This window comes from Rhodococcus sp. 14-2470-1a, from assembly GCF_002259425.1.
In the GTDB taxonomy this organism is placed as follows: Bacteria; Actinomycetota; Actinomycetes; order Mycobacteriales; family Mycobacteriaceae; genus Rhodococcoides; species Rhodococcoides fascians_E.
On the sequence record NZ_NPFZ01000024.1, the window covers coordinates 323,961 to 346,107 of the forward strand.

Below are 22,147 nucleotides of genomic sequence, written 5' to 3' on the forward strand. Positions count from 1 at the left end.
GGATGGGAGTGGAGCCTGCGGAACGACCCGGTGGGGCAGGAGTGGAGCCTGCGGAACGACCCGGTGGGGCAGGAGTGGAGCCTGCGGGGCGACCTGGTTCGGGGCTTCGGACGTGGTCGGTGCGGGTGGGTGCAGTGTGCGCGGCTGCAGTGATGCTCGTGGGCTGCGCCCAGGATCAGGAACTGGTGCTCGCTCCTGATGCGCCGACGACGCCTGTGACGGCGTCGGCGATACCTCCGGAGCCGAGCCCGGCTCCGATACTCGGTGGGACGGCGCCCGGCTCGTTGATATCGGCCGAGCCGATCGAGGACATCGCGGTGGACATCACCGAACTGGGAGCTGCCGCAACACGTGTGGTGTATCGGTCGACGTCGGGTGTCACGGGTGAGCCGACGGATGTGTCGGGCACCGTCGTGATTCCGGGCGGTGTCGCCCCGGAGGGGGGATGGCCGGTCGTGTCCTTCGGTCACGGTACGACGGGGGTTCTGAACAACTGCGGTCCGTCGGAGTACGTCAACCTGCTCGGGAGTGCCCCGATCGTCGCGGCTTTGGTGTTGAACGGTTACGCCGTGACGATGACGGACTATCAGGGTCTCGGCCTGGACGGCAACTACCACCCGTATCTGGATTCGAAGACGTTCGGCTACAACATGATCGATGCTGTACGTGCTGCCCGTAATTTCCTCCCCACGCTGAGTACCCGGTGGGCTGCGTACGGCGTCTCGCTCGGCGGGATGGCCGCGTGGGCAGCCAGCGATCGCAACGCCGAGTACGGCGGTGGCCTCGAATTGGTGGGGACGGCGGCCATCGTGCCGGTGTCGGACATGGCCGGGCTGGCCGACGCGGCGGCGTCGGGAACCCTGACGCGCGCCCAGTATCCGTTGCTGATGTACGCGCTGCACGGACTGGCGATCACGCACCCGGAGATGAACCTGGACGACTACCGTTCCGGTCTGGCGCGGGAACGCTGGGACGATTTCATGCAGTGCGTTCCGCCTGGGTCGGATCAGGTTCCCGAGCTCGTGGCTCGGCTGCAGGCGTCGGATCTGCGTCCGGTCGATCAGCAGGCCACCGATCGGCTGCGAGGGTGGTTGGCGGACATGGCTCTTCCGGCGCAGAAGTCCACGTCACCGCTTCTCGTCATGTACGGGTCGGAGGACGACCTGATTCTCGAGTCGTGGACGGAGAAGGCGCTCTCCCGAGCATGCGACGCGGGAGATGTGGTGGAGTACGAGCTGCACAGCGGCGAGGGGCACGGCGACCTCGACAGCAGCCGATCGGTGCCGTGGGTGAAGTCTCGGTTCGCCGGACAGCGCGCGGTGAACACGTGTGAGCAGGTCGAATGATCACTCCTGTCGGTGTTCCCACGCTGCGCGACTACGGCAGGATGCTGGTCCGCGGGTGGGCCTTGATTCTCGCGGCCACCGTACTCTCGGTCGCTGCCGCGTGGATCGCTGATTCCGTTGTCGCAGAGAAGTACACGGCGACGTCGCGCGTGTTCCTGACTTCGCCCGGCCCGTCGTCACCTCGTGCGGCGATGGAGGGAAACCGCAGTTCGCTGGTACGGGTGGAGAGCTACGTGGGGCTGGCCACGTCCGAGCAAGTCCTTCGGCGCACCATCGTCGACGTGGGTCTGCCGGTCTCTCCCGACGACTTGAAAGCCGATCTGCTCGTCGTGTCGACCCCCGGGTCCGCATTGATCGACATCAGTGCAACGCAGGACGATCCGACGCGTGCGCGTGACGTGGCCAATTCCGTTGCTCTGAACTTGATCCAGCTCGCCGAGGAGATCGACCTCGGTGCGAACGGGCCCGTGTCCGAGGTGACGCTCATCGACGCTGCGGCCGTGCCGGCGCCGCCGTCCACGGTGTCGTCTGCTCTGGTGCTCGGTGGGGCGATGGGCGCTACTGTTGCCGCAGTGCTGGTCGTCGGGGCGGGGGTGCGACGCGATTCGATCGTCTCGCGGCGACAGGTCACCGACCTTCTAGCCGAGGAACGTGTGGCCGAAAAGCTCGATTACACAGGGGGAGCTAGTCGATGAGGAAGACAGTGGGGACTGTTGCAGTGGTGTCGATTCTCTTGGCCTCCGGGTGCGGGGGTCAGGACACGTCGCCGGAAGCGAATTCGGTGGCCTTCGGGGGAACGATCGAGGCGGACTTCACCGAGGCAGGTCCTGGCAGTCTGAAGAGTGCAGAGGAACTGCTCACCATCGACAGGCGAGTCAGCGCGATCTCCTCGCTGGCAGCCAGGGTCGTCTACACCTCGACGTCCGGTGTCGACGGATCCCCGACGGAGGTGTCCGGGACCGTCTTCGCGCCGCAGGGCCCCGCGCCGGAGGGCGGATGGCCGATCATCGCCTACGGCCACGGAACCACGGGAGTGTTGCCGGACTGCGGGCCGTCGACCGATCCCGAACTGCTGGGCAGTTCTCCCATCGTCACGGCGCTGGTGAGGTCCGGGTACGTGGTTGCGGTATCGGACTACCAGGGTCTGGGGATCGACGGGAACTACCACCCGTACCTCGATGCGCGGACGGCAGGCAACAACCTGATCGACTCGGTGCGCGCTGCACAGAAGTTGGTTCCGGACACGTCGGATCGATGGGCGTCGTTCGGGGGTTCGCAGGGTGGACAGGCGGCCTGGGCCGCCAACGAACTCGCGAACACGTACGGTTCGGGGCTCGACATGGTCGGATCGGTGAGTCTCGTTCCTGCCGCCGATATCTCGGGTCTCGCCCGGGCAGCTGCGGCGGGCACGCTGACCGCCGATCAGAAGCCGCTGCTGCAGTGGGTGCTCGTCGGGCTCGCGCAGTCCCACCCGGAGATCGACCTGGCCGACTACCGGCGCGGCATCGTCGAGGAACGATGGGACGAACTGTCCGCCTGTGGCGGACCCCTGGCGGCCGACCGCACGGAGCTGGCCGCGCAGATCGACGACGAGGATCTGAAGCCGTCGACTCCGGAAGCCGAACGCGCACTGGAAGGCTACCTGCGCGAGATGAGTCTTCCGCAGACACGCGCTGCCGCACCGATGCTGGTGCTCTACGGTGGCAAGGACACACTCGTATCGCAGGCGTGGACGGACGGCGCTGTCGCAGCCGGCTGCGCGAGCGGTGACTCCATCCAGTCGGTACTCCAGCCGGAGGCCGGCCACGCAGACATCGACGGTGCTGCTGCGTTTCCTTGGCTGAACGACAGATTCGCGGGCGAACCCGCCGTCAGCTACTGCCCTCCGCCCGCCGCACCCTGATGTGAAGGCTCACCATGACAGCAACCCCGGACAGCACCGCTGCCGCAGCGACGGCGCCGAGTTCGACGGCCGGATCGAAGAGACCGGCGAGGATCCTCGGTCTGGACGGCCCGCGGGGCTTCGCGTGCCTGTGCGTCCTTGCCGTGCACGTGGGAGGGCACAACAGCCCCGTGACGGTGGCCGACTACAAGCTGGGACTGCTCGGCCAAGGGCTGATCTTCTTCTTCGCCCTGTCCGGCTTCCTCATCTTCCTGCCGATGGTCAGGCGCCTGTTCGCCGGTAAACCCATGCCGGACAACAAGAGCTACGCGGTACACCGGATTCTGCGAGTGTTCCCCGCGTACATCGTGATCTTCCTGTTCGCGAACTTCGTGATGCGGGCGGTGTTCACCGAGAACGCGGCGGTGGCCGAGGAACACTTCACCGACGCCGGGCTCGGCATGATCACCGATCCGGTGACGTTGCTCGGCAACCTCACCTTGGTTCACTCCTATGTGCCGTCGATGCTGCAGACGGGTATCAATCCATCGTGGTCGTTGACGCTGGAGTTGATGTTCTACATCGCATTGCCGCTGTTGACCGGCATCGCGTTCTATCTCGCACGCCGGACCAGCATCAGTGCCTCGGTACTCGTGCTGATCCCCGTCGTGGTGATGTTCGCGATCGGAGTCGCGGGCAAGCTCTACACCGCGAGCCGGGTGGAGCCGTCGGGAATCACCGATCCGCTGCTGTTGGACTGGGGACCGAACGAGGTTGCAGTCCTCAGCCGTAGCTTCTTCTCCCTTGCGGACAACTTCACCTTCGGCATGGCAGCTGCTGTCATTTTCGTCGCCGTCGACACCGGGGTGTTGACAGGCTGGATCGCGAAGAACATGCGGTGGTGGACGGGCCTGGCGATGCTGCCCGTTGCGGCCATCTCGCTGAAGCTCATCGACGACAACTCGCGCTGGCAGACCACGTTCGTCTCGCTCGGATCCGCACTGTTGATCCTGTTCATCATCGCTCCCCTTGCGCGAGGCGAGAGGTCGAAGCTCGCCGAACGTGCGGACTGGAAGCCGCTCGAATACGTCGGCACCATTTCGCTGAGTGTCTATCTGTGGCACTTTCCGGTCCTGATCATGGTGGGACGCTTCGGCTGGATGGCCGGGGACAGTCCGGTGGGGATGCTGTGGAACTTCGTCGTCGTGACGGCGGTGAGCGTCCTGTTCGGCACCATCACCTACCGGCTCGTCGAGAAGCCTGCGTTGATGTTGGCGCGTAAGTACAAGTCCGGTAAGTAGTGCCCAGATCGTGGGCGGCGCTGTCCGTTGCGGCGCTACTGCTCACCGCCTGCGGTGCACCGGACGTGGCAGCGCCGCGGCCGGTGGACATCTCGCTCGTCGGCGGTTTCGTGCAGGGCCCGGATCCTGCGTCGCTCGATCCACTTCCGCTGCGTCCCATCGGTTTCACCGGCGGCGCGCCACTGCTGTGGGCGACCGACGACGACCTCGCGCGTAGCCTCGACGCCGTCGCTGCCTCCGGTTCGACGCGCCTACGGCTCGATGTGGCGTGGCCACTCCTGGAACCCGAACGGGGACTAGAAGTCTGGGAGCCGACGGATCGGGTGGTGAACGCTGCGCTCGACCGGGGTATCGACGTCCTGGCCATTCTCGATTACTCACCGGACTGGGCCGCAGCGGACCCGGCCCTCGGGTTGACGAGCAAGCCGGCCTCGGCGGAGGAATACGGCCGATACGCAGGCAGTGTCGCGGCGCACTTCGCTGGCCGGGTCACGGCGTACGAGATCTGGAACGAGCCGAACGGATCGGTGTTCTTCGCTCCATGGGCCGATCCGGAGCTGTACGCGGAGATGCTTCGTGAGGCGTTCGGCGCAATTCGTGCCGCCGATCCCGATGCGTTGGTGATCGGGGGTGCGATCGGTGCCGTGGGCGACAACCACAACACCATGAACGGGCTCACGTTTCTGAAGCGCATGTACGACGCAGGGGCTCATGGGTATTTCGACGCGTTGTCGGTGCATCCGTACTCGTACCCGGGGACACTCGTCGGGACCGAGCAGTTTCCGGACGGCGCTCTGCACATGATCGCGGACATGCGGCGGGAGATGATCGCGCGGGGCGACGACGACAAGGAACTGTGGGCAACGGAATTCGGCTCGCCGACCGACGAGGGTGCCGGAATCGACGAAGCTCGCCAGGGTGAGTTAATGACGGCGTTCGTGCACGAGTGGAGTCAGTTGCCGTTCGCCGGCCCGATGTACGTGCACGAGATTCGTGATCGGCTGGCGGGATCGACAAATCCCGAGGACAATTTCGGTGTGCTGCACCGAGATTTCACTGCGAAGCCTGCGTACGAGGCGTTGGTGGCAGCCATCGAGGTGGGGTTCAGCTCGGACCCGGAACATCTGGCGATGCTTGAAGTGTCGAAGGAGTTCGACTACCTCGGTGAAGCACTGACGCCGGTGTATCCGGCACACGACGGCATCGGACGAAAGTACCTCGCACAGCAGTTCGTCGGTGGCGTCCTCTTCGGCACCGAACAGGGCTACGTGGCATCGCCGTCGGCCGTGTCCACTGCGGTACTCGCATCCGGGTATCTTCCTGCGGGCCCGTACGTGCAAGGGATGCAGCAACTGGACGTCGACGGTGGGGCACGAGTGTTCCACAGCGACCGAACCGGAACGTTCGTCGTACGCGGAGCGATTCTGGAAGCGTGGACTCCCGAGTTCGGTTTCCCGGTGAGCGATGAGTACCAGGACGGCGGATTGCTCGTGTCGGATTTCGAATTCGGCACCATCCGTTGGTCTCCCGAATCCGGTGCGACGGTGGAGTCGCGATGAGGGTCGCGCGTTTTCACGCGGCGTGGACAGCGGGGGTACTCGGGATCGTCCTGCTGACGGGTTGTTCGTCGGCGGTACCGCTGGTGACGAGCATGCCCGCGATCTTCGCGGAATCGCAGAAGCTTCGGCCCGCAGAGCCGATCGCTGTTGCCGACCCCGGTACCGGAGCCGGGTCGGTGATCAGTGCGGAGACCATGCCCAATCTGCCGTCGGCGGTGCAGCGTGGTTCCGAGGCAGCCCGCGTGGTGTATCGGTCCATCCAATCCGGTGACGGCGGCGCCACCGAGGTCTCGGCGAGCGTATTCGTGCCCGACGGAGATGCACCCGAGGGTGGTTGGCCTGTCATCTCGTTCGGTCACGGCACCACGGGAATCGAGAACGCGTGCGGGCCGTCACTCTCACGGGACCTGCTCGGAAGTGCCGCGTTGGCAGCTGGATTCACCTCGGCCGGATTTGCCGTGGCCATCACCGACTACCAGGGTCTCGGTCATGAGGGCGTCCACCACTATCTGGACAACCCGACTGCCGGTTACAACATGATCGATGCCGTTCGGGCACTTCGGCATACGTTCCCGGACGTGTCCAACCGGTGGATCGCGTTCGGTGGATCCCAGGGCGGCGGTGCAGCGTGGGCAGCGAACGAACAATCCGGATATGCGCCGGAACTCGAACTGTTGGGATCGGTCAGCCTGGCGCCGGCTGCGAACATGGTGGGCCTGGTGGACAAGGCGATACAGGGCACTCTGACCGACGACCAAGCGCCGTTGATGCAGTGGGTGATCGAATCTCTGGCCAGGAGGTTCCCCGGCTTCGATCGTGATCAGTACCGTAGCGGATCGGCGGCCGAGGACTGGGCCGCGCTGAGCGGCTGCACCCCGGCGCAGGCGTCGGCACGTGCGGACGCGGCGGAACGGATCGGTGCTCGTGACTTCGCGCCGAAGACGCCTGACGCGGAATTCCTGTTGCGCTACTACCTCGAGCAGATGGCGGTACCGCAGCTGAAGGCGTCGGCGCCCATGCTGGTGGTGTACGGAGACGCGGACACCTACATCGACGCCGAATGGACGGATGCGGCGATCGCCGAGGCATGTTCCATGGGGGATGTGATCACCATCGACCGTCAACCAGGCAAAGGGCACGGGGACGTCGACGGCGGTGCAGTGAACGACTGGATAGGTGAACGGTTCGCCGGCACTCCCGCCGTCGACGATTGCAACTGAAGGTGGGGCCATGGGACGTCTGAAGAACCTCGAAGTGCGTGCCAAGGACGTGATCAAGCGGCGCCTGGGAACGGGTCTGCCCGTCACGGTGTTCGACGAGCCGTACCTGCTCGTCGCGGTCCTGGGGCAGTCCAACGCGCACGGCGCCGGGATGGGATTGGACATGAGCGGACTCGACGCGCCGCATCCGAGAGTCCACCAGTGGGCTGCGTCGGGGAAGTCGAAGAACACCATCGTCGCAGGATGTGACCCCCTGTTCCACGAAGTGCCCTCCAAAGCAGTCGGATTCGCACCTGTCTTCGCCAGGGAGCTCGCGGACTCGACGGGCCGGCCCGTGCTGTTGGTCCCGTACGCACGGGGCGACTCGGCATTCGCGCGCGTCAACGGAGTGACCTGGGACCCCGCCGACCGCGCCGCCCGACTCAACCTGTTCTGGAACGGGATGGAGCGCATCCGATCCGCCCTCGCCCTGCACCCCGGCAACGAACTGGCCGCAGTGCTGTGGCACCAAGGCGAATCCGACGTACCGCTGACACCAGGGCCCGTGTACGCACAGAAACTGGACAGCGTGATCGACACCATCCGCGAAGAATTCGGCGACATACCCTTCGTCATCGGCCAGATGGTTCCCGACGAAATAGCGTCGGGACACCAGGACTATCCCGTCATCGACGCCGTGCACCGAGACACCCCCGATCGTCGGCCCCGCGTCGTCTTCGTCCCCGGTCCGGAGGGCCTCTACAACAGCGAAACCGAGAAAATCCACTACAACGCCACGGGGCAGCGTGACCTGGGCTCACGCATGTGGGCGGCATTCAGTTCCATCTGAAACCGGCGTCGCTCGAATGGACCATCGAAGCTGTTTGGTCGGAGAAAAGGTAACTTTCGAGCGATGATTCCCGGCCAGTAACGAGAGGCCAGCGGGGACCGACGATGAAGTCGATGAAGAACAAATTCGGGTTTTCCGATGCTGCCGTGATCGTGGCCATAGTGGTGGTGGGGATTGTGGCGGGCTGGGTGACGAACGATCCAGTGGACTCCGCATCCGGTTACGTTGCCGAGCCGGTGGAGTATCCCGTCGACATTCCGGGGTGCGACTCGGTCGAACCGCATGAAGAAGGGGTGTCGTATGGCATCGGCTTCTCGGGACCGTTGGGTTACGACCACCCGGACTACCCGTGGTTGACGTCGGAGAAGGCCAATGCCATGTCACGTGCTGCTCAGGAGGCGGTACCCGACGACGTCGTGATCGTGTCCGGTTCGCGCGGGCCGTTCTACGGCAAACCGTTCGTGTTCCAGCCCGTGCCGGGGGTGACGGACGAGTACGACGCGGGTACATCGGCGGACGCGACGGTGCTCCGCGGCGATGTCGAGGGTGAGGTGCACGTGAACATCACCCGCTCGTTCGACGGACCGGAACCGTGCCGAGCGGGGTGGCTCGATGCTCGCGAGACCCTGATCGGTGGAACCGTTGTCGATACCCAGAACACGTGGATGCAGTGGGACGGGGTGCGGTCCTACAGCAACATCGTGCGTGTCTACGCACCGGACGGAACGAACGTCGTGGCGTCGTCGTCGGGCAGTGACGGTATTCCGTTGTCTCTCGACGAGTTGCGGTACCTGGCGCTGGACCCTGAACTGCTGTGGTCGGGCGTGGTGTGACAGTTGCGTCGATCTCAGGCGGGAAACCGTGTGTAATCGACGCAATTGTTACATCACTCCCGCGTCCGAAGCCTGGTGGCAAGTCGACGAGCGTAGTCGGGCTCGGTACCCCAGCACGTGGCGACCTCCCACGCCAGCGCTGTCCGTAGCCAGTGCACCCCCTGCACCCGTGTGTTACTTCACGACATCGGCGAGCCAGATGTCGGAGATGGTTTCTGCGGCCCAGGGGAGACTGAGGGCGCTGGCGCCGCGGCGGAGGACCCAGGTGGCCTGCGATCCCGAGTTCGGCTGGGCGTCGTTGACGGCGTGATAGCGGCCGTCGACGACGGGCGGGAGGCGCTGGAAGAGCCCGGAGGACTCCCGGGCCTGCTGGGTGGCGTCGTCGAAGTACGAGACGATCAGGATGTCGCCGTCCAGTTTCTCGAGTGCTTCGTCCCCGACGGCGGGATCGTCGGTGAATTCGGCGGCGATGGGGTTGGGGATGAATCCCAGATCCGTCATGAAGGATTCGGCGGTGCCGCCTGCGACGGAGTAGTAGTCGATGCCGCTGTCGGCGCCGTAATCCGTTGCGATCGTGACGGTTTTGCCCTCGTACTCGGGATGTGCGGCGGCGACGTCGGCGATTCTGCGGTCGGCCTCGTCGATGACGGCCTCCGATGCAGCTCGAAGATCGAGGACCTCGCCGACGATGCGCTGGCCCTCGCGCCAGTCCGCCTTGTCACCCGGGAGGGTGGACAGGTCGACGTAGGGTGCGATGTCGGTGAGTCGATCCACGTCCGTCTGTTCGAGACCGTAGTTCAGCGAAATGATGACGTCGGGGTTCGTGTTGGCGATGTTCTCGAAGTTCACCGGGTCGCTGCGGGTCGCTCCGTCGACGAATTCGATCTGCGAGAAGTAGTCGGTGTCTCGCCATTCCCAGACCGGATCCTCGGTCAGCGCGTACACCGGCGTGACGTCGAGTGCTTGGAGGGCGTCGAGGCCGGTGTTGAAGCCGATCACTGCGACGCGTTCGGGACGCTCGGCGATGACGAAATCGCCCGCCCAAGTGTCCACTGTGAGGGGGTACTGCGTGGTGCCTTCGGCATCGGGCAGGAGTCCGGACGCCGGGGAGTCGGTACCGCTTCCCTCCGGGTTCTCGGACGACGAGCATCCGACGAGCGCCAGCGCGGCCGTGGCGGCGACAACGGGTATCAGGCGCGACCAGCGTCGCCTCGCAGTGGTGGAGTGCATGGACAGATCCCCTTCTAAGTAGACAATTCGGACAACAGGTTAGGCTACGCTACCCTCAAGTCTTGCTCAGTGTGGGACAGGCAGGATGTACGCGTCGAACGTGACGTTCGACGCATCGCTACAGCGCACAGCGCCGCTGAGCTGAACGAATGTAAAGTTAGTGTCCGCCTGGCCGTTGAAAACCGAGCATCGCACGGGCATCATCTGTGGCATGCAGCAGACCATCACCACAGAAGAACAGCGCGCCCTCGACGAGATCCGTTCGAGGCTTGCTGTCCAATTCCCCGAGGCCGATGTCGACGCGGCCGTGGCGGAGGCGCATCGGAAGTTCGACGGCGGGTCGATTCGAGATTTCGTGCCGCTGTTCGTGGAGAAGGACGCGATCGCGCGTCTGTCCTGATGCGCTAACCCGTCGGCGCCGGCTGGCACGCTGGGCACCACCAGGTTCGGCGTCGCGCGGGATCGCCGGGGACTTCGGCGGTGACGGCGATGGTGGTCCCGCATCGAAGGCAGGGCTTGCCTGCACGGCCGGCGACCCAGTGCTGCCGTCCTTTTCGGCGGTCACCCGTGGTGACCTGGTGAGCTCCGTCGACTGTGGCGGAATGCGTCATCGCCCGGTGCAGCAACGCGACGAGCGCGGGTGCATCCACCGAATCGGCCGGTCGCTGCGGGTGCAGGCCACGCAGGAAGCAGAGTTCGTTGGCCCACAGGTTTCCGGGCCCGGCGACGACGCGTTGATCGAGCAATGCCGAGATGATGGGCACGCTGCCTTGCGCCCTGACGTTCGATGCGGCCAGCGCGGCATCGAAATCGTCGTGCAGTGGATCGGGCCCGAGGTGCGCGAGAAGTCGGTTCATGTCGGGGCGGGAGCCGTAGTCGACGACGGGGAGCGTCAGACCGTAGGCGGTGGGTCCGTCCGTGCAGGACAGCTGAACTCGGACATCGGGGTTCAACCGCGTGGGCAGTCGGCGGCCGGGACGCGTGACGGTCCAGGAACCGGTCATCTTCAGATGGGTGTGCAGCGTGGCCCCGTCGTCGAAGTCGGTGAACAGATGTTTGCCATGGGTGCGGTGCCCGGTGATCACCCGCCTGGCGAGATCGACGGTCGCGTGCGCCGGGACGTTCAACCTGCCGAGGCGCAGTGTCTGCCCGTCCAGCGCCGCTCTCAGGCGTCGGGCGAGGCGGTAGACGGAGTCACCTTCGGGCACGCGGCGTTCTCACGCTTGTCGCAGTAGCGCGGTCGTGCGTTCCGCATCGACGGGACGGCCCAGGTGGAATCCTTGTGCCAGATGGCATCCGGCGGCTGCGAGTGCGTCGTACTGCGCCTGGTTCTCGACTCCTTCGCCGACGACGGTGACGTCGAATGCGATGGCGAGCATGACGATCGCGGAGACGACTGCTTCGGCACGTTCCCCGGGCAGTTCGGCAATGTAGGACCTGTCGATCTTGAGGCACTCGAACGTCGGGTAGCGGTCGAGGTAGGCGATGGAACCGTAGCCTTTGCCGAGGTCGTCGAGCAGCAGTGCGACGCCCATCGCGCCGAGGGCTGCGAGGGTCGCGGAGACGCGGGCGGTGTCGGAGACCCATACGGTTTCGGTGATTTCGAGGCCGAGGGCCTCCGGCGGTAGCCCGGTCTCGCGTAGGACGGCGGCGACGTCGTCGGGAAAAGCGCTGTTGCGCAGTTGAAGAGCGCTGACGTTGACGCGGATGGTGATGTCGGAGAACGTTCTCCACTGCACTGCCTGCGCGCAGGCAGTGCGGAGCGCCCACGAGCCGAGGGCTGTGGCCAGGCCGGTTCTTTCCGCTACGGCGACGAACTCGGTCGGTTCGATCGGCCCTCGCTCCGGATGGTTCCAGCGTGCCAGTGCCTCGACGGCGACGATCTTGCCGGTCGAGATCTGTATCAGCGGTTGATAATGCAGCCTGAGATCCCCTGCGGCCAGTGCATTTCGAAGGTCGATGGACAACGAGCGGACGCGGTCCGCGTCGTACAGGTCGTCTCGGTCGAAGAGCGCGTACCCGCCGTCGCCGCTGTCCTTGGCGCGGTACATCGCCAGGTCGGCTCGATGAATGAGATCGCGCCGGGACATCGACGGTTCCGACAGGGCGATGCCGATGCTGACGCTCATCGGGATCGGACCGTCGCCCGGACGCAGCGGTGCGCTCAGCTTAGAAATGATGTGACGAGCATAGTCTTCTGCCTGGTCGGGTCCGTCGATGTTCTGGTACATGATGAGGAACTCGTCGCCGCCGAGCCGGGCCACGGTGCCGCGTTCTCCGACGGCGTCGGTGAGGCGCTCGCTGAACCGGACGAGTGCACGGTCGCCGCTCTCGTGTCCGAGGCTGTCGTTGATGATCTTGAAATCGTCGATGTCGAGCAGCAGGAGCGCAACGTGACTGCGTTCCGTATGGTTGCGCATGAGCGCGTCGTCGATGAACTCGTACGCCAGTGTCCGGTTGGGGAGCGACGTCAATGCGTCGTGCATGCTCTTGAGCCACAGCTGTCGATCCAGCTCCACTCGTTTGAGCGCCGATGTCACGACGCTGGCGACGGCGGCGAGGAAGCTCATCTCGTCGGCGCTGTACATGCGCGGCTCGTACCCGTACACGGCCAGTGCTCCCCAGTGTTCGGACGAGGCGAAGGGCACCGGCACCGCTGCCCCGCTACGCATCTCGAGACTCTCCATGGTCGCGGTGTCGAAGCGATCCTCGGTGGTGATGTCCGGGCAGATCACCGGGATGTTGTGCTGCAGTGCGTAACCGGCCATGGAGTGGTTGCCCGCTGGAATGGACGCGCGGGTGGAGAGGGTTCGGCTGGCAGCGAGAACGTTCAGCGTGGCGTCGCCGGCGTGCGCCTGGTGGACGACTGCTGCGGATTCGACGCCGAGAAGCGTCGCGGCGGCCAGCGCTGCGGCCGACATCAACTGTGCGAGGTCCGCGTGCACGGCAAGGCGGCTGAGTTCGGCAAGCGCCTGCTGCTCGGCGGCATGCTGGCGGGCAGTCGCGGCCACGGCCTGAAGTTCCTTGTCGCGGCGTTTTCCGGCGCTCCGGTCCCGGATGATCGTTGCGATCTTGCCCGGTATCCCGTCGTGGCTTTCGATGACGAAAGCGGACACGGCGACTGGAATAGCGACGTCCGTTCGGTGGTGGCGGAGTTCGCTCAGACCCCGCCAGTGGCCTTGCGTTTTCAGGCTCGCCTCGACCTCGTCGGCGACCAACAGGCCACGAACGGTGAAGAACATGTCCGTTGTGAGAATGTCCGTATCCGGCAGGTGGTCGAGGCCGACGAGCGATCGTCCCGCGGGATTCACGTACAACACTTCACCGGAGAATTCGGACAATGCGATCAAATCGGGTGACAAGTCGAGTATTGCCTGCAGTACGGCCAGGTCATCGGTCGGATCCGACATTGCCGTCCTTTCGGGCCAACTAACAGTCGACCCACATGTTCTTGGCCTGGCACAACCATAAAGTACTGAAACTGTTGTCGAACACAGGAGCGCTCGGATACCCCGTGACAGCGGAGTCGAATCACTTCATCCCTTCCGACGACAAACCTGCCGTTTCCCGGCACACTGACGAAATGTGGTGGTGGATTCTGGGCATCGTGGCGCTGTGGATCGTGATAGCGCTCATCTTCGCTCTGCGCATCAGCCGCGGGCTGGGATCGATCGGCAACTGGGACGACGAGGACGAGGATCTCTAGAGCGCCGGATACACTATGCGTCGTCGATTGCAGTTCGCGGTCGACCCGGAGCATCCGTCGAGCAGCGGCGTTGTCACCCGGAGCAGGTGCACGCCAGGGTTCCGCGCTGCTGCTACCTGCATCAACGTTGATTGCATGCAGCTCGAACTGAGGTGAACGATGGCAGAACCCACCGCGCGAGCGTCGGACAATTCGCCGACGTTGCTGGGACTCGCGGACTTCGCGCGTGACCTGCGTAAGGGCAACCGGACGGCCGAGGAAACCGTTCAGCAGATCCTGGCGCTGTCGATCGAACTGATCGGCAATGCGCATCACGGGTGCGTGACGACCCTGGAAAAGGGAAAACGCACCGTGGTCGCGTCGACGGATTCCGTCGCCGAGGAGATGTGCCGCCTGCAGTACGAGTTGGACGAAGGTCCCATCGACAACGAACTCCAGCATCTCGACACTGTGGTGTCCGGGGAGCTCGACGGCGAGCAGCGGTGGCCGCAGTTCGCGAAGATCGCGGTGGCCGAAGGGGTGCGGTCCCTGGCTGCGTTCCGGCTGTACTCCGGTGACGGCGACCTCGGCGCTCTGGTGTTCTACAGCAAGTGCACCGACGCGTTCGACGAGGACGATCTGGTCGTCGGGGAAGCCGTCGCGACGCACGCAGCACTGGCCCTCCTGGCCGCGCGCGAGCGGGACCAACTGAAGTCGGCGCTCGCGCGACGGGACATGATCGGCCAGGCCAAGGGCATGCTGATGGAGCGGTACTCGATCGATGCACTCCACGCCTTCGACCTGCTGGTCAAGCTGTCCCAAGAACGTAACCAGCGACTCCACGATGTCGCCGCAGAACTCGTGGCCGCCGAATCGGTGTCGCAGTAGTCGGAAGTCGACAGTGCTCGAGGTTACTGTCGAAGTATGACGTTCGAGAGCACCTACGCCGATCGATTGGATGCGCTCGTGCTGCCGTGGCAGGGAGCCGAGGCGCCGAGTCCGCAGTTACTGGTGTTCAACGACGCCCTCGCCGGCGAGTTGAGAATTCCCGACGTCGGCGTCGACGTTCTGTCCGGCGCCACTGCTCCGGCCGGGTCCAACCCGGTGGCCATGGCCTACGCGGGTCACCAATTCGGGGGGTACGCACCGCTTCTCGGCGACGGTCGCGCACTGCTGCTCGGAGAAGTGCCCGTCGGCGACGGGCGGGTGGACGTTCATCTCAAAGGATCCGGCCCGACGCCGTTCTCCCGCGGAGGCGACGGATTCGCCGTCGTCGGCCCGATGCTGCGTGAGTACCTGATCAGCGAGGCCATGCACGCGTTGGCGATTCCCACGACGCGTTCGCTGGCCGTGACGGCCACCGGGCGGGATGTGTACCGAAACGGGCCGGAGCCGGGTGCGGTGCTGACGCGCATCGCGGCCAGCCACATTCGGGTGGGAACGTTCGAGTTCGCCGTTCGTCGCGACGGCCTCGTTCAACCGTTGGCGGACTACGCGATCGAGCGTCACTACCCGGCCGCGACGGGCGATTACCTGGCGTTCTTCGAGGCTGTGGTCGACGCGCAGGCATCGTTGGTGGCGAAGTGGATGCTCGCTGGGTTCGTGCACGGCGTCATGAACACCGACAACACCACCATCTCCGGCCAGACCATCGACTACGGGCCGTGCGCGTTCATCGACGGGTACGACCCGGCCGCCGTCTTCAGCTCCATCGATCAGGGCGGGCGGTACGCGTTCGGCAACCAGCCCGCGGTCCTGAAATGGAATCTCGCGCGATTCGGCGAAACCCTGCTGCGGCTGATCAGTGACGTTCCCGACGACGCCATCGCCCAGGTCACCGCAGTGCTGGAAAGCTTCGACACGCGGTACGACGGTTACTTCACGGCTGGAATGGCGTCGAAGCTCGGCCTGGCCTCGCCGGACAGAAGTCTGATCGACGACTTCCTGGCGGTCCTGCAGGCCGAGGGTGCGGACTGGACAGGGACGTTCCGAACACTGGCGGACTCGTTGAGGGCAGGAGTGGAGCCGGCAGGAACGACCGTGGGGGCAGGATTTTTCGTTCCCTCGTGGCGGGCGGGGTGGGAGTCGCGGTGGCGTTCGGCGCTGGTCGGCGATCCCGCGGCCGTGGCCGATGCGATGGATCGTGTGAACCCGGTGTACATCCCGCGAAACCATTTGGTCGACGCGGCCCTCGTGGCTGCGACGGGCGGGGACATGAGCCAGTTCTCGACGCTTCTCGATGTTGTCACTCACCCGTTCGAGGTTCGTCCCGAGTGGGCGGAGTTCGCGGGACCGGCGCCTGCGGTCTTCGCGAGTGGGTTCCAGACGTTCTGCGGAACTTGACACTCGTCGCCGCTTCTGTCTAGGTTTAGCCCACCTCGCGTGTGATCCAAGCCACCCGCGACTGGGTCATCCTTGGGGGATACGGTGAATCTGCGCGTCGTCACGGTCGTACTGTCTCTAGCAGCCGCGGTGCTGATTCCGGTGGCGACCGCGTCGGCCGATCCGGGATCGGACTTCTATTCTCCACCCGCAGAATTCGATTCGACGCCGGGCTCGCTCGTCCGGACCGAGCCGCTCCCCCTCCTCGCGTCGTTCCCCGGCGCGGACGGCACGTGGCCCGGCAAGGCCCAACGCATCATGTATTCCTCACGGCTGCAAGACGATTCGCCGGTCGCCGTCACCGGAACGTACATCGAGGCGAGTCAGCCCTGGCGCGGCACCGGCGAGCGCCCCACGATCGTCGTGGCGCCCGGAACCGTCGGGCAGGGGGATCAGTGTGCACCGTCGAAGGCGTTCCAGACGGGACTGAACGCCACACTCGATCCGGTCTCGTTCTCGGCCAACCAGGAACAGCTCGCCGCGTCCGTCTGGATCGCCCGCGGTGCGCGGGTATTCGTCACCGACTACGTCGGTCTCGGCACGCCCGGTGTGCACACGTACGTCAACCGCATCGAAGAAGCACATGCGGTGCTCGACGCAGCCCGCGTCGCGAACGTCCTGAGTGGTACCGGCCCGTCGACTCCGCTTGCGCTGTGGGGATATTCGCAAGGCGGTGGCGCCGTCGCCGCGGCCGCGGAGATGCAGCCGTCGTATGCACCGGAACTGAACATCAAGGGCACCTGGGCGGGTGCACCGCCGGCGGACCTGTTGGCCACTCTCGGGCAGGTCGACGGAACACTCATCGGCGGTGTCATCGGATTCGCGGTCAACGGATTCGTCGCACGCAGGCCCGAACTGCTGGAACCCTTCAATGCGCGACTCACCCCCGAAGGCAAAGCCGTCATGGCCGAGCTGAGCAACGCCTGCATCGGCGACGTCATCCTCCGCCACCCCTTCCTGCGGACCGAGACGTTCACCGCCGACCACCAGCCCCTGCTGGCCAACCTGCGCACGATTCCAGAAGCAGCGACGATTTTCGACGAACAGCGCATCGGCACCCTGACGCCGACCACCCCCGTGCTGGTCACCAGCGGACGCAACGACGACACCGTCCCCTACGAGCAGGCCAGACAGCTCGCCGTCGACTGGTGCGACAACGGTGCCACCGTCGACTTCGTCAGCAACGACCTGCCGCCGATCCTCCCCGGCGCCGTCCTGCCGAACCACTTCGGCCCGGACCTCATCGACGGCTACGGCACCGGACTGGCACTGAACTACATCACCGACCGGCTCAACGACGTACCCCTTGCCAGCGGTTGCCGCCTGGGCTGACAGCGTCACCCCCTCGCAGGACCGAACGCGTGGGACCGAACGCGTGGGACCGAACGCGTGGGACCGAACGCGTGGGACCGAACGCGTGGGACCGAACGCGTGGGACCGAACGTGACGTTCGGTCACTTCAAGTGACCGAACGCCACGTTCGGTACGGAAACCGCGCGATGAAATTTTGACTAATTCCAGAAAACGCGAGATTTTTGGGTTGGATCTGGTTATCGTCGGTGTCATGACGACGGACCTGAGCAATGCGGATCGGCTACGTGCAGCCGGTCTACGGGTCACGCAGCCCCGCACTGTCGTCATGGACGTTGTGCACAGTCATCCGCATGTCGACACGGATACCGTGTTCACGCTGGCTCGTACAGTTTTGCCTGCGGTGTCCCGTCAGGCCATCTACGACGTTCTCGATGCGGTGACGGCTGTCGGCCTCATGCGTCGCATTCAACCGGCGGGTCATGTGGCCCGGTACGAGATGCGCGTCGGCGACAATCATCACCATGTCGTGTGTCGCAGTTGTGGTCTCATCGCCGACGCGGATTGTGCGCTCGGTGAGGCTCCGTGCCTGACGCCGTCCCACAGTCATGGTTTCGTCGTCGACGAGGCCGAGGTCACGTTCTGGGGCTTCTGTCCCGATTGCGCGACCAGATCTTGATCATCGCCAGGCGTTGATCACAGCCCGAAAAATGTAGCCCACCGGAAAGGACCACGCGTGACCTCCGACGCCCGCCCACCCCACTCCGACACGAAGACCGACAGCACCAGTGAGAGCGAAAACCCGGTTATCGAGTCGCCGAAGCCCAAGAGCGGGGCTCCGCTGACCAACAAGGACTGGTGGCCCAACCAGATCGACCTGTCGATCCTGCATGCGCATACGTCCAAGTCGACGCCGTTGGGTGAAAAGTTCGATTACAAGGCAGAATTCGCGAAGCTGAACGTCGACGAGTTGAAGGCCGACGTCACGGCTGTGCTCACCGATTCGAAGGATTGGTGGCCTGCGGATTACGGCAACTACGGTGGTCTGTTCATTCGCTTGAGCTGGCACGCGGCCGGTACGTACCGCGTGTTCGACGGCCGCGGTGGTGGCGGTCAGGGCGCGCAGCGTTTCGCACCGCTCAACAGCTGGCCGGACAATGCCAACCTGGACAAGGCTCGCCGCTTGCTGTGGCCGGTCAAGCAGAAGCACGGAAACAAGATCTCGTGGGCCGACCTGCTGGTGTTCGCCGGCAACGTCGCACTGGATGCCATGGGATTCAAGACGTTCGGCTTTGCGTTCGGCCGTGAGGATATCTGGGAGCCCGAGGAAGTTTTCTACGGTCCCGAGGACAGCTGGCTGGGTACCGACAAGCGGTACACCGGTGAGCGTGAGCTCGCGAAGCCGCTCGGCGCGACCACTATGGGTCTGATCTACGTCAATCCCGAAGGGCCCGAGGGCGAGCCGGATCCGGTGAAGGCCGCGCACGACATCCGCGAGACGTTCGGTCGCATGGCCATGAACGACGAGGAGACGGCTGCGCTGATCGTCGGTGGTCACAGCTTCGGTAAGACGCACGGCGCTCGTCCCGCGGACAAGATCGGACCGGAGCCCGAGGGCGCACCGATCGAGCAGCAGGGTCTCGGCTGGAAGAACGGCCACGGCACCGGCAAGGGCGAGGATCAGGTCACCAGTGGTCTGGAGGTCGTGTGGACCAAGACGCCGACCAAGTGGGGCAACGGTTACCTCGAGAACCTGTACGGCTACGAGTGGGAACTGCAGAAGAGCCCTGCGGGCGCATGGCAGTTCGTGGCCAAGGACGGCGCGGGCGCCGGTGAGATCCCCGACCCCTTCGGTGGTCCCGGACGCGCACCGACCATGCTCGTCACCGACATCTCGCTGCGTGAGGATCCGATCTACGCCGAGATCACCCGTCGCTGGCTGGATCACCCGGAGGAGCTGTCCGACGCCTTCGCGAAGGCCTGGTACAAGCTTCTGCACCGCGACCTCGGCCCCATCTCCCGCTACCTCGGTCCGTGGGTTCCCGAGGAGCAGCTGTGGCAGGATCCGGTTCCGGCGGCGACGTCCGAGCCGATCGACGATGCCGACATCGCCTCGCTCAAGTCGAAGATCCTCGACTCGGGACTGACGGTGCAGCAGCTCGTGTCGGTTGCATGGTCGTCGGCAAGCACGTTCCGCCACACGGACTTCCGTGGCGGCGCCAACGGCGCACGTGTTCGGCTCGAACCGCAGAAGAGCTGGGAGGCATCCGAGCCTGCCGTGCTCGCGGAGGTGCTGCCGAAGCTCGAGCAGATCCAGCACGATTTCAACGGTGCTGACGGACATCAGGTTTCGCTCGCGGACCTGATCGTTCTGGCCGGATCCGCGGCGATCGAGAAGGCTGCCAAGGACGCCGGGCACGAGGTGACGGTTCCGTTCACTCCGGGTCGCACCGACGCCTCGCAGGAGCAGACGGACGTCGAGTCGTTCGGATACCTCGAGCCCCGCGCCGACGGTTTCCGCAACTTCTACAAGAGCGACGAGGAGACGCCGGAGGAAGTTCTGTGGCTCGATCGCGCGTACCTGCTGAATCTGACCGCGCCCGAGGCGACGGTTCTGGTAGGCGGCCTGCGTGCACTGGGCGCCAACCACAGTGGCAGCAAGCACGGCGTGTTCACGGACCGTCCGGGTGCGCTGACCAACGACTTCTTCGTCAATTTGCTGGATTCGGACACCGAGTGGAGCAAGGCGGACGACGGGTCCTACGTCGGGAAGACGCGCAAGACCGGTGAGCAGAGGTGGACGGCCAGTGCCATCGATCTGAACTTCGGATCGCACTCGCAGCTGCGCGCCATCTCCGAGGTCTACGCCCAGGCGGACAACGGTAAGAAGTTCGTCGACGATTTCGTTGCGGCCTGGGTCAAGGTCGCGGACAACGATCGGTTCGACGTCCGCTAGTCCACGTCCGTGAGTGGAGATACGTCGAGGTGTCTCCACTCACGGCGTTTGGGTTCTTCCGGTCCGGGGATTCCACGCTGTGTGAAGGTAATACGAGGACCGCTGTGCGCATCGCGGTGACCGGTGCGAGCGGGAACGTGGGCACCGCTGTTCTGCGGGCTCTCCGCGCTGCGTACCCGGATGCGCAGGTCGTCGGCTTGTCGCGACGGCGACCGCCTCAGGAACCGCCCTTCGACGGCGTCACCTGGGTTCAGGTCGATCTTGCATCCGAGGACTCCGAAACAATCCTGCTCGACGCTTTCAGTGGGGTCGACGCGGTGGTTCATCTCGCCATTGCATTCCAGCCCATGCGGGACCGTCGGTATCTTCGGCGAGTCAACGTCGACGGCACCGAGCGCGTGGCGCGGGCCTGTGAGGCTGCAGGCGTCGGACATTTGGTTCATCTGTCGTCCGGCGGTATCTACGCGCCCGGCGCCTACGGCGTCGAGGTCGACGAGTCCTGGCCAAGGACAGGGGTCGAGGCGTCGACGTACAGCATGGACAAGGCCGCTGCCGAGGATGTTCTGGACGGTCTGTCCACTCGAATGCGTGTTGCTCGTCTTCGTCCCGGGCTGATCAGTCAGTATTCGTTCGGAAGTGCGTTGTTGCGTTACGCGCTCCCGGATCTCGTACCGTCCTCGATCGTGGACGTCGTTCCGTTCCTACCCATCGACCGATCCTTCGTCGTTCCCGCTGTGCACAGCGACGACGTCGCCGACGCGGTGGTCAGGGTTCTGCAGCGTCGCGCGTCGGGACCGTTCAATCTTGCTGCGCCGACACCGGTTCGGGCCGATACGGTCGCGGATGCGTTCGGTGTTCGAATAGTTCCGACCCCGAAGAGGGTGCTGTCGAACGCCGTTCGAGTGGGTTTCACGGCGCATGTGCTGCCGATCCATCACGGGTGGGTTGAACTGGCTTTCGAGACACCGCTGTTGAACGCGGCGCGGGCTCGCAACGAATTAGGATGGCAGGCAAGCAAAGACGGCCCGGCGGTTCTGCGGGATACGGTGCGTGGAATGCAGGACCGAGCGTTCGGAGACAGTCCGCCGATGCGTAAGAGAACCATCTCGGACACGGCACGGTCGTTCGTCCGGCGCGGATTCGTGTCGCGAGGCCGGCCGTCCTAGCCGACTCCCTCAGTTGCTTCTTTTCTCCGCAAGCAGGGCAAGGCGTCGTAATGCTTCGGAATTGCGCGGGTGCACCAACAGGTGCTGAACCGAATCAGGGACGATGCTTGCAGGCATCGTCGCGGCGTGCTCGATCATTTCGATTCTGCAGCCCGACGCCTGAGGATGAAGACGCAGCGTGATGTGGGCTTTTCCGAAGGGGAGTGCGCGGGCTTCGAGCTGTAATTCGCGTCCCTCGTGCATTCCGACAGACCGGGTCTCGTCGCTCAACACCGCCGGCCACACCCCGACGGAGTGGTGAATTCTCGATCCCTCGGCGGGCCATTGCTCGTCCACGGCGCGGATGCGGCTGGCTCCGACAACCCACGTGGCGTAGTTCCACCCGTCGGCGAGCACTTCCCACACGTCGTCGCAGCTGGCTGTGGTCTCACGTGAGGTGGGCATGCG

The 22,147-nt window shown here is 64.9% G+C and carries 20 protein-coding genes; 16 read left to right on the forward strand and 4 right to left on the reverse strand.

Annotated features, from left to right (window positions below; genetic code table 11):
• Positions 1-2 precede the first annotated feature (2 nt).
• The 8 genes from CH292_RS12855 (at position 3) to CH292_RS12890 (ending at position 8,970) form a co-directional block, all read left to right on the forward strand.
• Positions 3-1,346 carry a lipase family protein gene (locus tag CH292_RS12855; RefSeq protein ID WP_231383745.1) on the forward strand — a complete coding sequence of 448 codons (1,344 nt, stop codon included), beginning with the start codon at positions 3-5 and terminating at the stop codon, positions 1,344-1,346.
• Complete coding sequence (locus CH292_RS12860) at positions 1,343-2,041, forward strand: YveK family protein (RefSeq protein ID WP_094654892.1); 699 nt, start codon at positions 1,343-1,345, stop codon at positions 2,039-2,041. The genes CH292_RS12855 and CH292_RS12860 overlap by 4 nt, the downstream gene beginning before the upstream one ends.
• Positions 2,038-3,249: a lipase family protein gene (locus tag CH292_RS12865; RefSeq protein WP_256978093.1), complete on the forward strand. Its 1,212-nt coding sequence runs from the start codon at positions 2,038-2,040 to the stop codon at positions 3,247-3,249. Before CH292_RS12860 ends, CH292_RS12865 begins: the two co-directional genes overlap by 4 nt.
• A 14-nt stretch (positions 3,250-3,263) precedes the next feature.
• Positions 3,264-4,529, forward strand: coding sequence for an acyltransferase (locus CH292_RS12870; RefSeq protein WP_094654893.1), 1,266 nt, complete (start codon positions 3,264-3,266; stop codon positions 4,527-4,529).
• Positions 4,529-6,088 (forward strand): cellulase family glycosylhydrolase, encoded by a 1,560-nt coding sequence (locus CH292_RS12875; protein WP_094654894.1) that lies wholly within the window; start codon positions 4,529-4,531, stop codon positions 6,086-6,088. The genes CH292_RS12870 and CH292_RS12875 overlap by 1 nt, the downstream gene beginning before the upstream one ends.
• Complete coding sequence (locus CH292_RS12880; protein WP_256978094.1) at positions 6,085-7,308, forward strand: lipase family protein; 1,224 nt, start codon at positions 6,085-6,087, stop codon at positions 7,306-7,308. The genes CH292_RS12875 and CH292_RS12880 overlap by 4 nt, the downstream gene beginning before the upstream one ends.
• 10 nt (positions 7,309-7,318) lie before the next feature.
• Positions 7,319-8,137, forward strand: coding sequence for a sialate O-acetylesterase (locus tag CH292_RS12885; RefSeq protein ID WP_094654896.1), 819 nt, complete (start codon positions 7,319-7,321; stop codon positions 8,135-8,137).
• 113 nt (positions 8,138-8,250) lie between these two features.
• On the forward strand, positions 8,251-8,970 hold the full coding sequence (locus CH292_RS12890) for a hypothetical protein (RefSeq protein WP_143545753.1): 720 nt from the start codon (positions 8,251-8,253) through the stop codon (positions 8,968-8,970).
• A gap of 174 nt (positions 8,971-9,144) precedes the next feature.
• Here the strand turns inward: CH292_RS12890 and CH292_RS12895 are convergent, their stop codons facing one another.
• On the reverse strand, positions 9,145-10,200 hold the full coding sequence (locus CH292_RS12895; RefSeq protein ID WP_094654898.1) for an ABC transporter substrate-binding protein: 1,056 nt from the start codon (positions 10,198-10,200) through the stop codon (positions 9,145-9,147).
• Positions 10,201-10,411: 211 nt separating this feature from the next.
• Here CH292_RS12895 and CH292_RS12900 point away from each other — a divergent pair, with 211 nt between their 5' ends.
• Positions 10,412-10,600, forward strand: coding sequence for a three-helix bundle dimerization domain-containing protein (locus tag CH292_RS12900; protein ID WP_033188998.1), 189 nt, complete (start codon positions 10,412-10,414; stop codon positions 10,598-10,600).
• A 4-nt stretch (positions 10,601-10,604) separates the two neighbouring features.
• On the opposite strand, the gene CH292_RS12905 is transcribed toward CH292_RS12900, so the two are convergent.
• Both CH292_RS12905 and CH292_RS12910 read right to left on the reverse strand, forming a co-directional pair.
• A complete protein-coding gene (locus tag CH292_RS12905) occupies positions 10,605-11,408 on the reverse strand; it encodes a DNA-formamidopyrimidine glycosylase family protein (protein WP_094628728.1) in 804 nt (267 codons plus the stop codon).
• Between the two features lie 9 nt (positions 11,409-11,417).
• Positions 11,418-13,610, reverse strand: coding sequence for a bifunctional diguanylate cyclase/phosphodiesterase (locus CH292_RS12910; protein WP_094654899.1), 2,193 nt, complete (start codon positions 13,608-13,610; stop codon positions 11,418-11,420).
• A gap of 173 nt (positions 13,611-13,783) precedes the next feature.
• Here CH292_RS12910 and CH292_RS29340 point away from each other — a divergent pair, with 173 nt between their 5' ends.
• The 7 genes from CH292_RS29340 (at position 13,784) to CH292_RS12945 (ending at position 21,700) form a co-directional block, all read left to right on the forward strand.
• Positions 13,784-13,906, forward strand: coding sequence for a hypothetical protein (locus CH292_RS29340; protein ID WP_255032813.1), 123 nt, complete (start codon positions 13,784-13,786; stop codon positions 13,904-13,906).
• A 159-nt stretch (positions 13,907-14,065) separates the two neighbouring features.
• On the forward strand, positions 14,066-14,773 hold the full coding sequence (locus CH292_RS12920) for a GAF and ANTAR domain-containing protein (RefSeq protein WP_094654901.1): 708 nt from the start codon (positions 14,066-14,068) through the stop codon (positions 14,771-14,773).
• 36 nt (positions 14,774-14,809) lie between these two features.
• Entirely contained in the window at positions 14,810-16,228 is a 1,419-nt protein-coding gene (locus CH292_RS12925) for a YdiU family protein (RefSeq protein ID WP_094654902.1), read from the forward strand.
• 84 nt (positions 16,229-16,312) lie between these two features.
• Positions 16,313-17,599: a lipase family protein gene (locus CH292_RS12930; RefSeq protein ID WP_094654903.1), complete on the forward strand. Its 1,287-nt coding sequence runs from the start codon at positions 16,313-16,315 to the stop codon at positions 17,597-17,599.
• 232 nt (positions 17,600-17,831) lie between these two features.
• The gene (locus CH292_RS12935; RefSeq protein ID WP_026347871.1) at positions 17,832-18,257 is read left to right on the forward strand and encodes a Fur family transcriptional regulator; all 426 of its coding nucleotides are present in this window, start codon (positions 17,832-17,834) and stop codon (positions 18,255-18,257) included.
• A gap of 57 nt (positions 18,258-18,314) precedes the next feature.
• Positions 18,315-20,534 (forward strand): catalase/peroxidase HPI, encoded by a 2,220-nt coding sequence (gene katG / locus CH292_RS12940; protein WP_094654904.1) that lies wholly within the window; start codon positions 18,315-18,317, stop codon positions 20,532-20,534.
• A gap of 104 nt (positions 20,535-20,638) precedes the next feature.
• Entirely contained in the window at positions 20,639-21,700 is a 1,062-nt protein-coding gene (locus tag CH292_RS12945) for an NAD-dependent epimerase/dehydratase family protein (RefSeq protein ID WP_094654905.1), read from the forward strand.
• A 9-nt stretch (positions 21,701-21,709) separates the two neighbouring features.
• Here the strand turns inward: CH292_RS12945 and CH292_RS12950 are convergent, their stop codons facing one another.
• Positions 21,710-22,144 (reverse strand): SRPBCC family protein, encoded by a 435-nt coding sequence (locus tag CH292_RS12950; RefSeq protein ID WP_094654906.1) that lies wholly within the window; start codon positions 22,142-22,144, stop codon positions 21,710-21,712.
• Between the last annotated feature and the right edge of the window lie 3 nt (positions 22,145-22,147).

Bases quoted from the DNA above. Each gene is read 5' to 3' on its own strand.
- CH292_RS12935 (WP_026347871.1), top strand. From the start codon at position 17,832: ATGACGACGGACCTGAGCAATGCGGATCGGCTACGTGCAGCCGGTCTA.
- CH292_RS12860 (WP_094654892.1), top strand. From the start codon at position 1,343: ATGATCACTCCTGTCGGTGTTCCCACGCTGCGCGACTACGGCAGGATG.
- CH292_RS12895 (WP_094654898.1), bottom strand. From the start codon at position 10,200: ATGCACTCCACCACTGCGAGGCGACGCTGGTCGCGCCTGATACCCGTT.
- CH292_RS12870 (WP_094654893.1), top strand. From the start codon at position 3,264: ATGACAGCAACCCCGGACAGCACCGCTGCCGCAGCGACGGCGCCGAGT.
- CH292_RS12910 (WP_094654899.1), bottom strand. From the start codon at position 13,610: ATGTCGGATCCGACCGATGACCTGGCCGTACTGCAGGCAATACTCGAC.
- CH292_RS12855 (WP_231383745.1), top strand. From the start codon at position 3: ATGGGAGTGGAGCCTGCGGAACGACCCGGTGGGGCAGGAGTGGAGCCT.
- CH292_RS12950 (WP_094654906.1), bottom strand. From the start codon at position 22,144: ATGCCCACCTCACGTGAGACCACAGCCAGCTGCGACGACGTGTGGGAA.
- CH292_RS29340 (WP_255032813.1), top strand. From the start codon at position 13,784: ATGTGGTGGTGGATTCTGGGCATCGTGGCGCTGTGGATCGTGATAGCG.
- CH292_RS12885 (WP_094654896.1), top strand. From the start codon at position 7,319: ATGGGACGTCTGAAGAACCTCGAAGTGCGTGCCAAGGACGTGATCAAG.
- CH292_RS12880 (WP_256978094.1), top strand. From the start codon at position 6,085: ATGAGGGTCGCGCGTTTTCACGCGGCGTGGACAGCGGGGGTACTCGGG.
- CH292_RS12865 (WP_256978093.1), top strand. From the start codon at position 2,038: ATGAGGAAGACAGTGGGGACTGTTGCAGTGGTGTCGATTCTCTTGGCC.
- CH292_RS12925 (WP_094654902.1), top strand. From the start codon at position 14,810: ATGACGTTCGAGAGCACCTACGCCGATCGATTGGATGCGCTCGTGCTG.
- CH292_RS12890 (WP_143545753.1), top strand. From the start codon at position 8,251: ATGAAGAACAAATTCGGGTTTTCCGATGCTGCCGTGATCGTGGCCATA.
- CH292_RS12900 (WP_033188998.1), top strand. From the start codon at position 10,412: ATGCAGCAGACCATCACCACAGAAGAACAGCGCGCCCTCGACGAGATC.
- CH292_RS12920 (WP_094654901.1), top strand. From the start codon at position 14,066: ATGGCAGAACCCACCGCGCGAGCGTCGGACAATTCGCCGACGTTGCTG.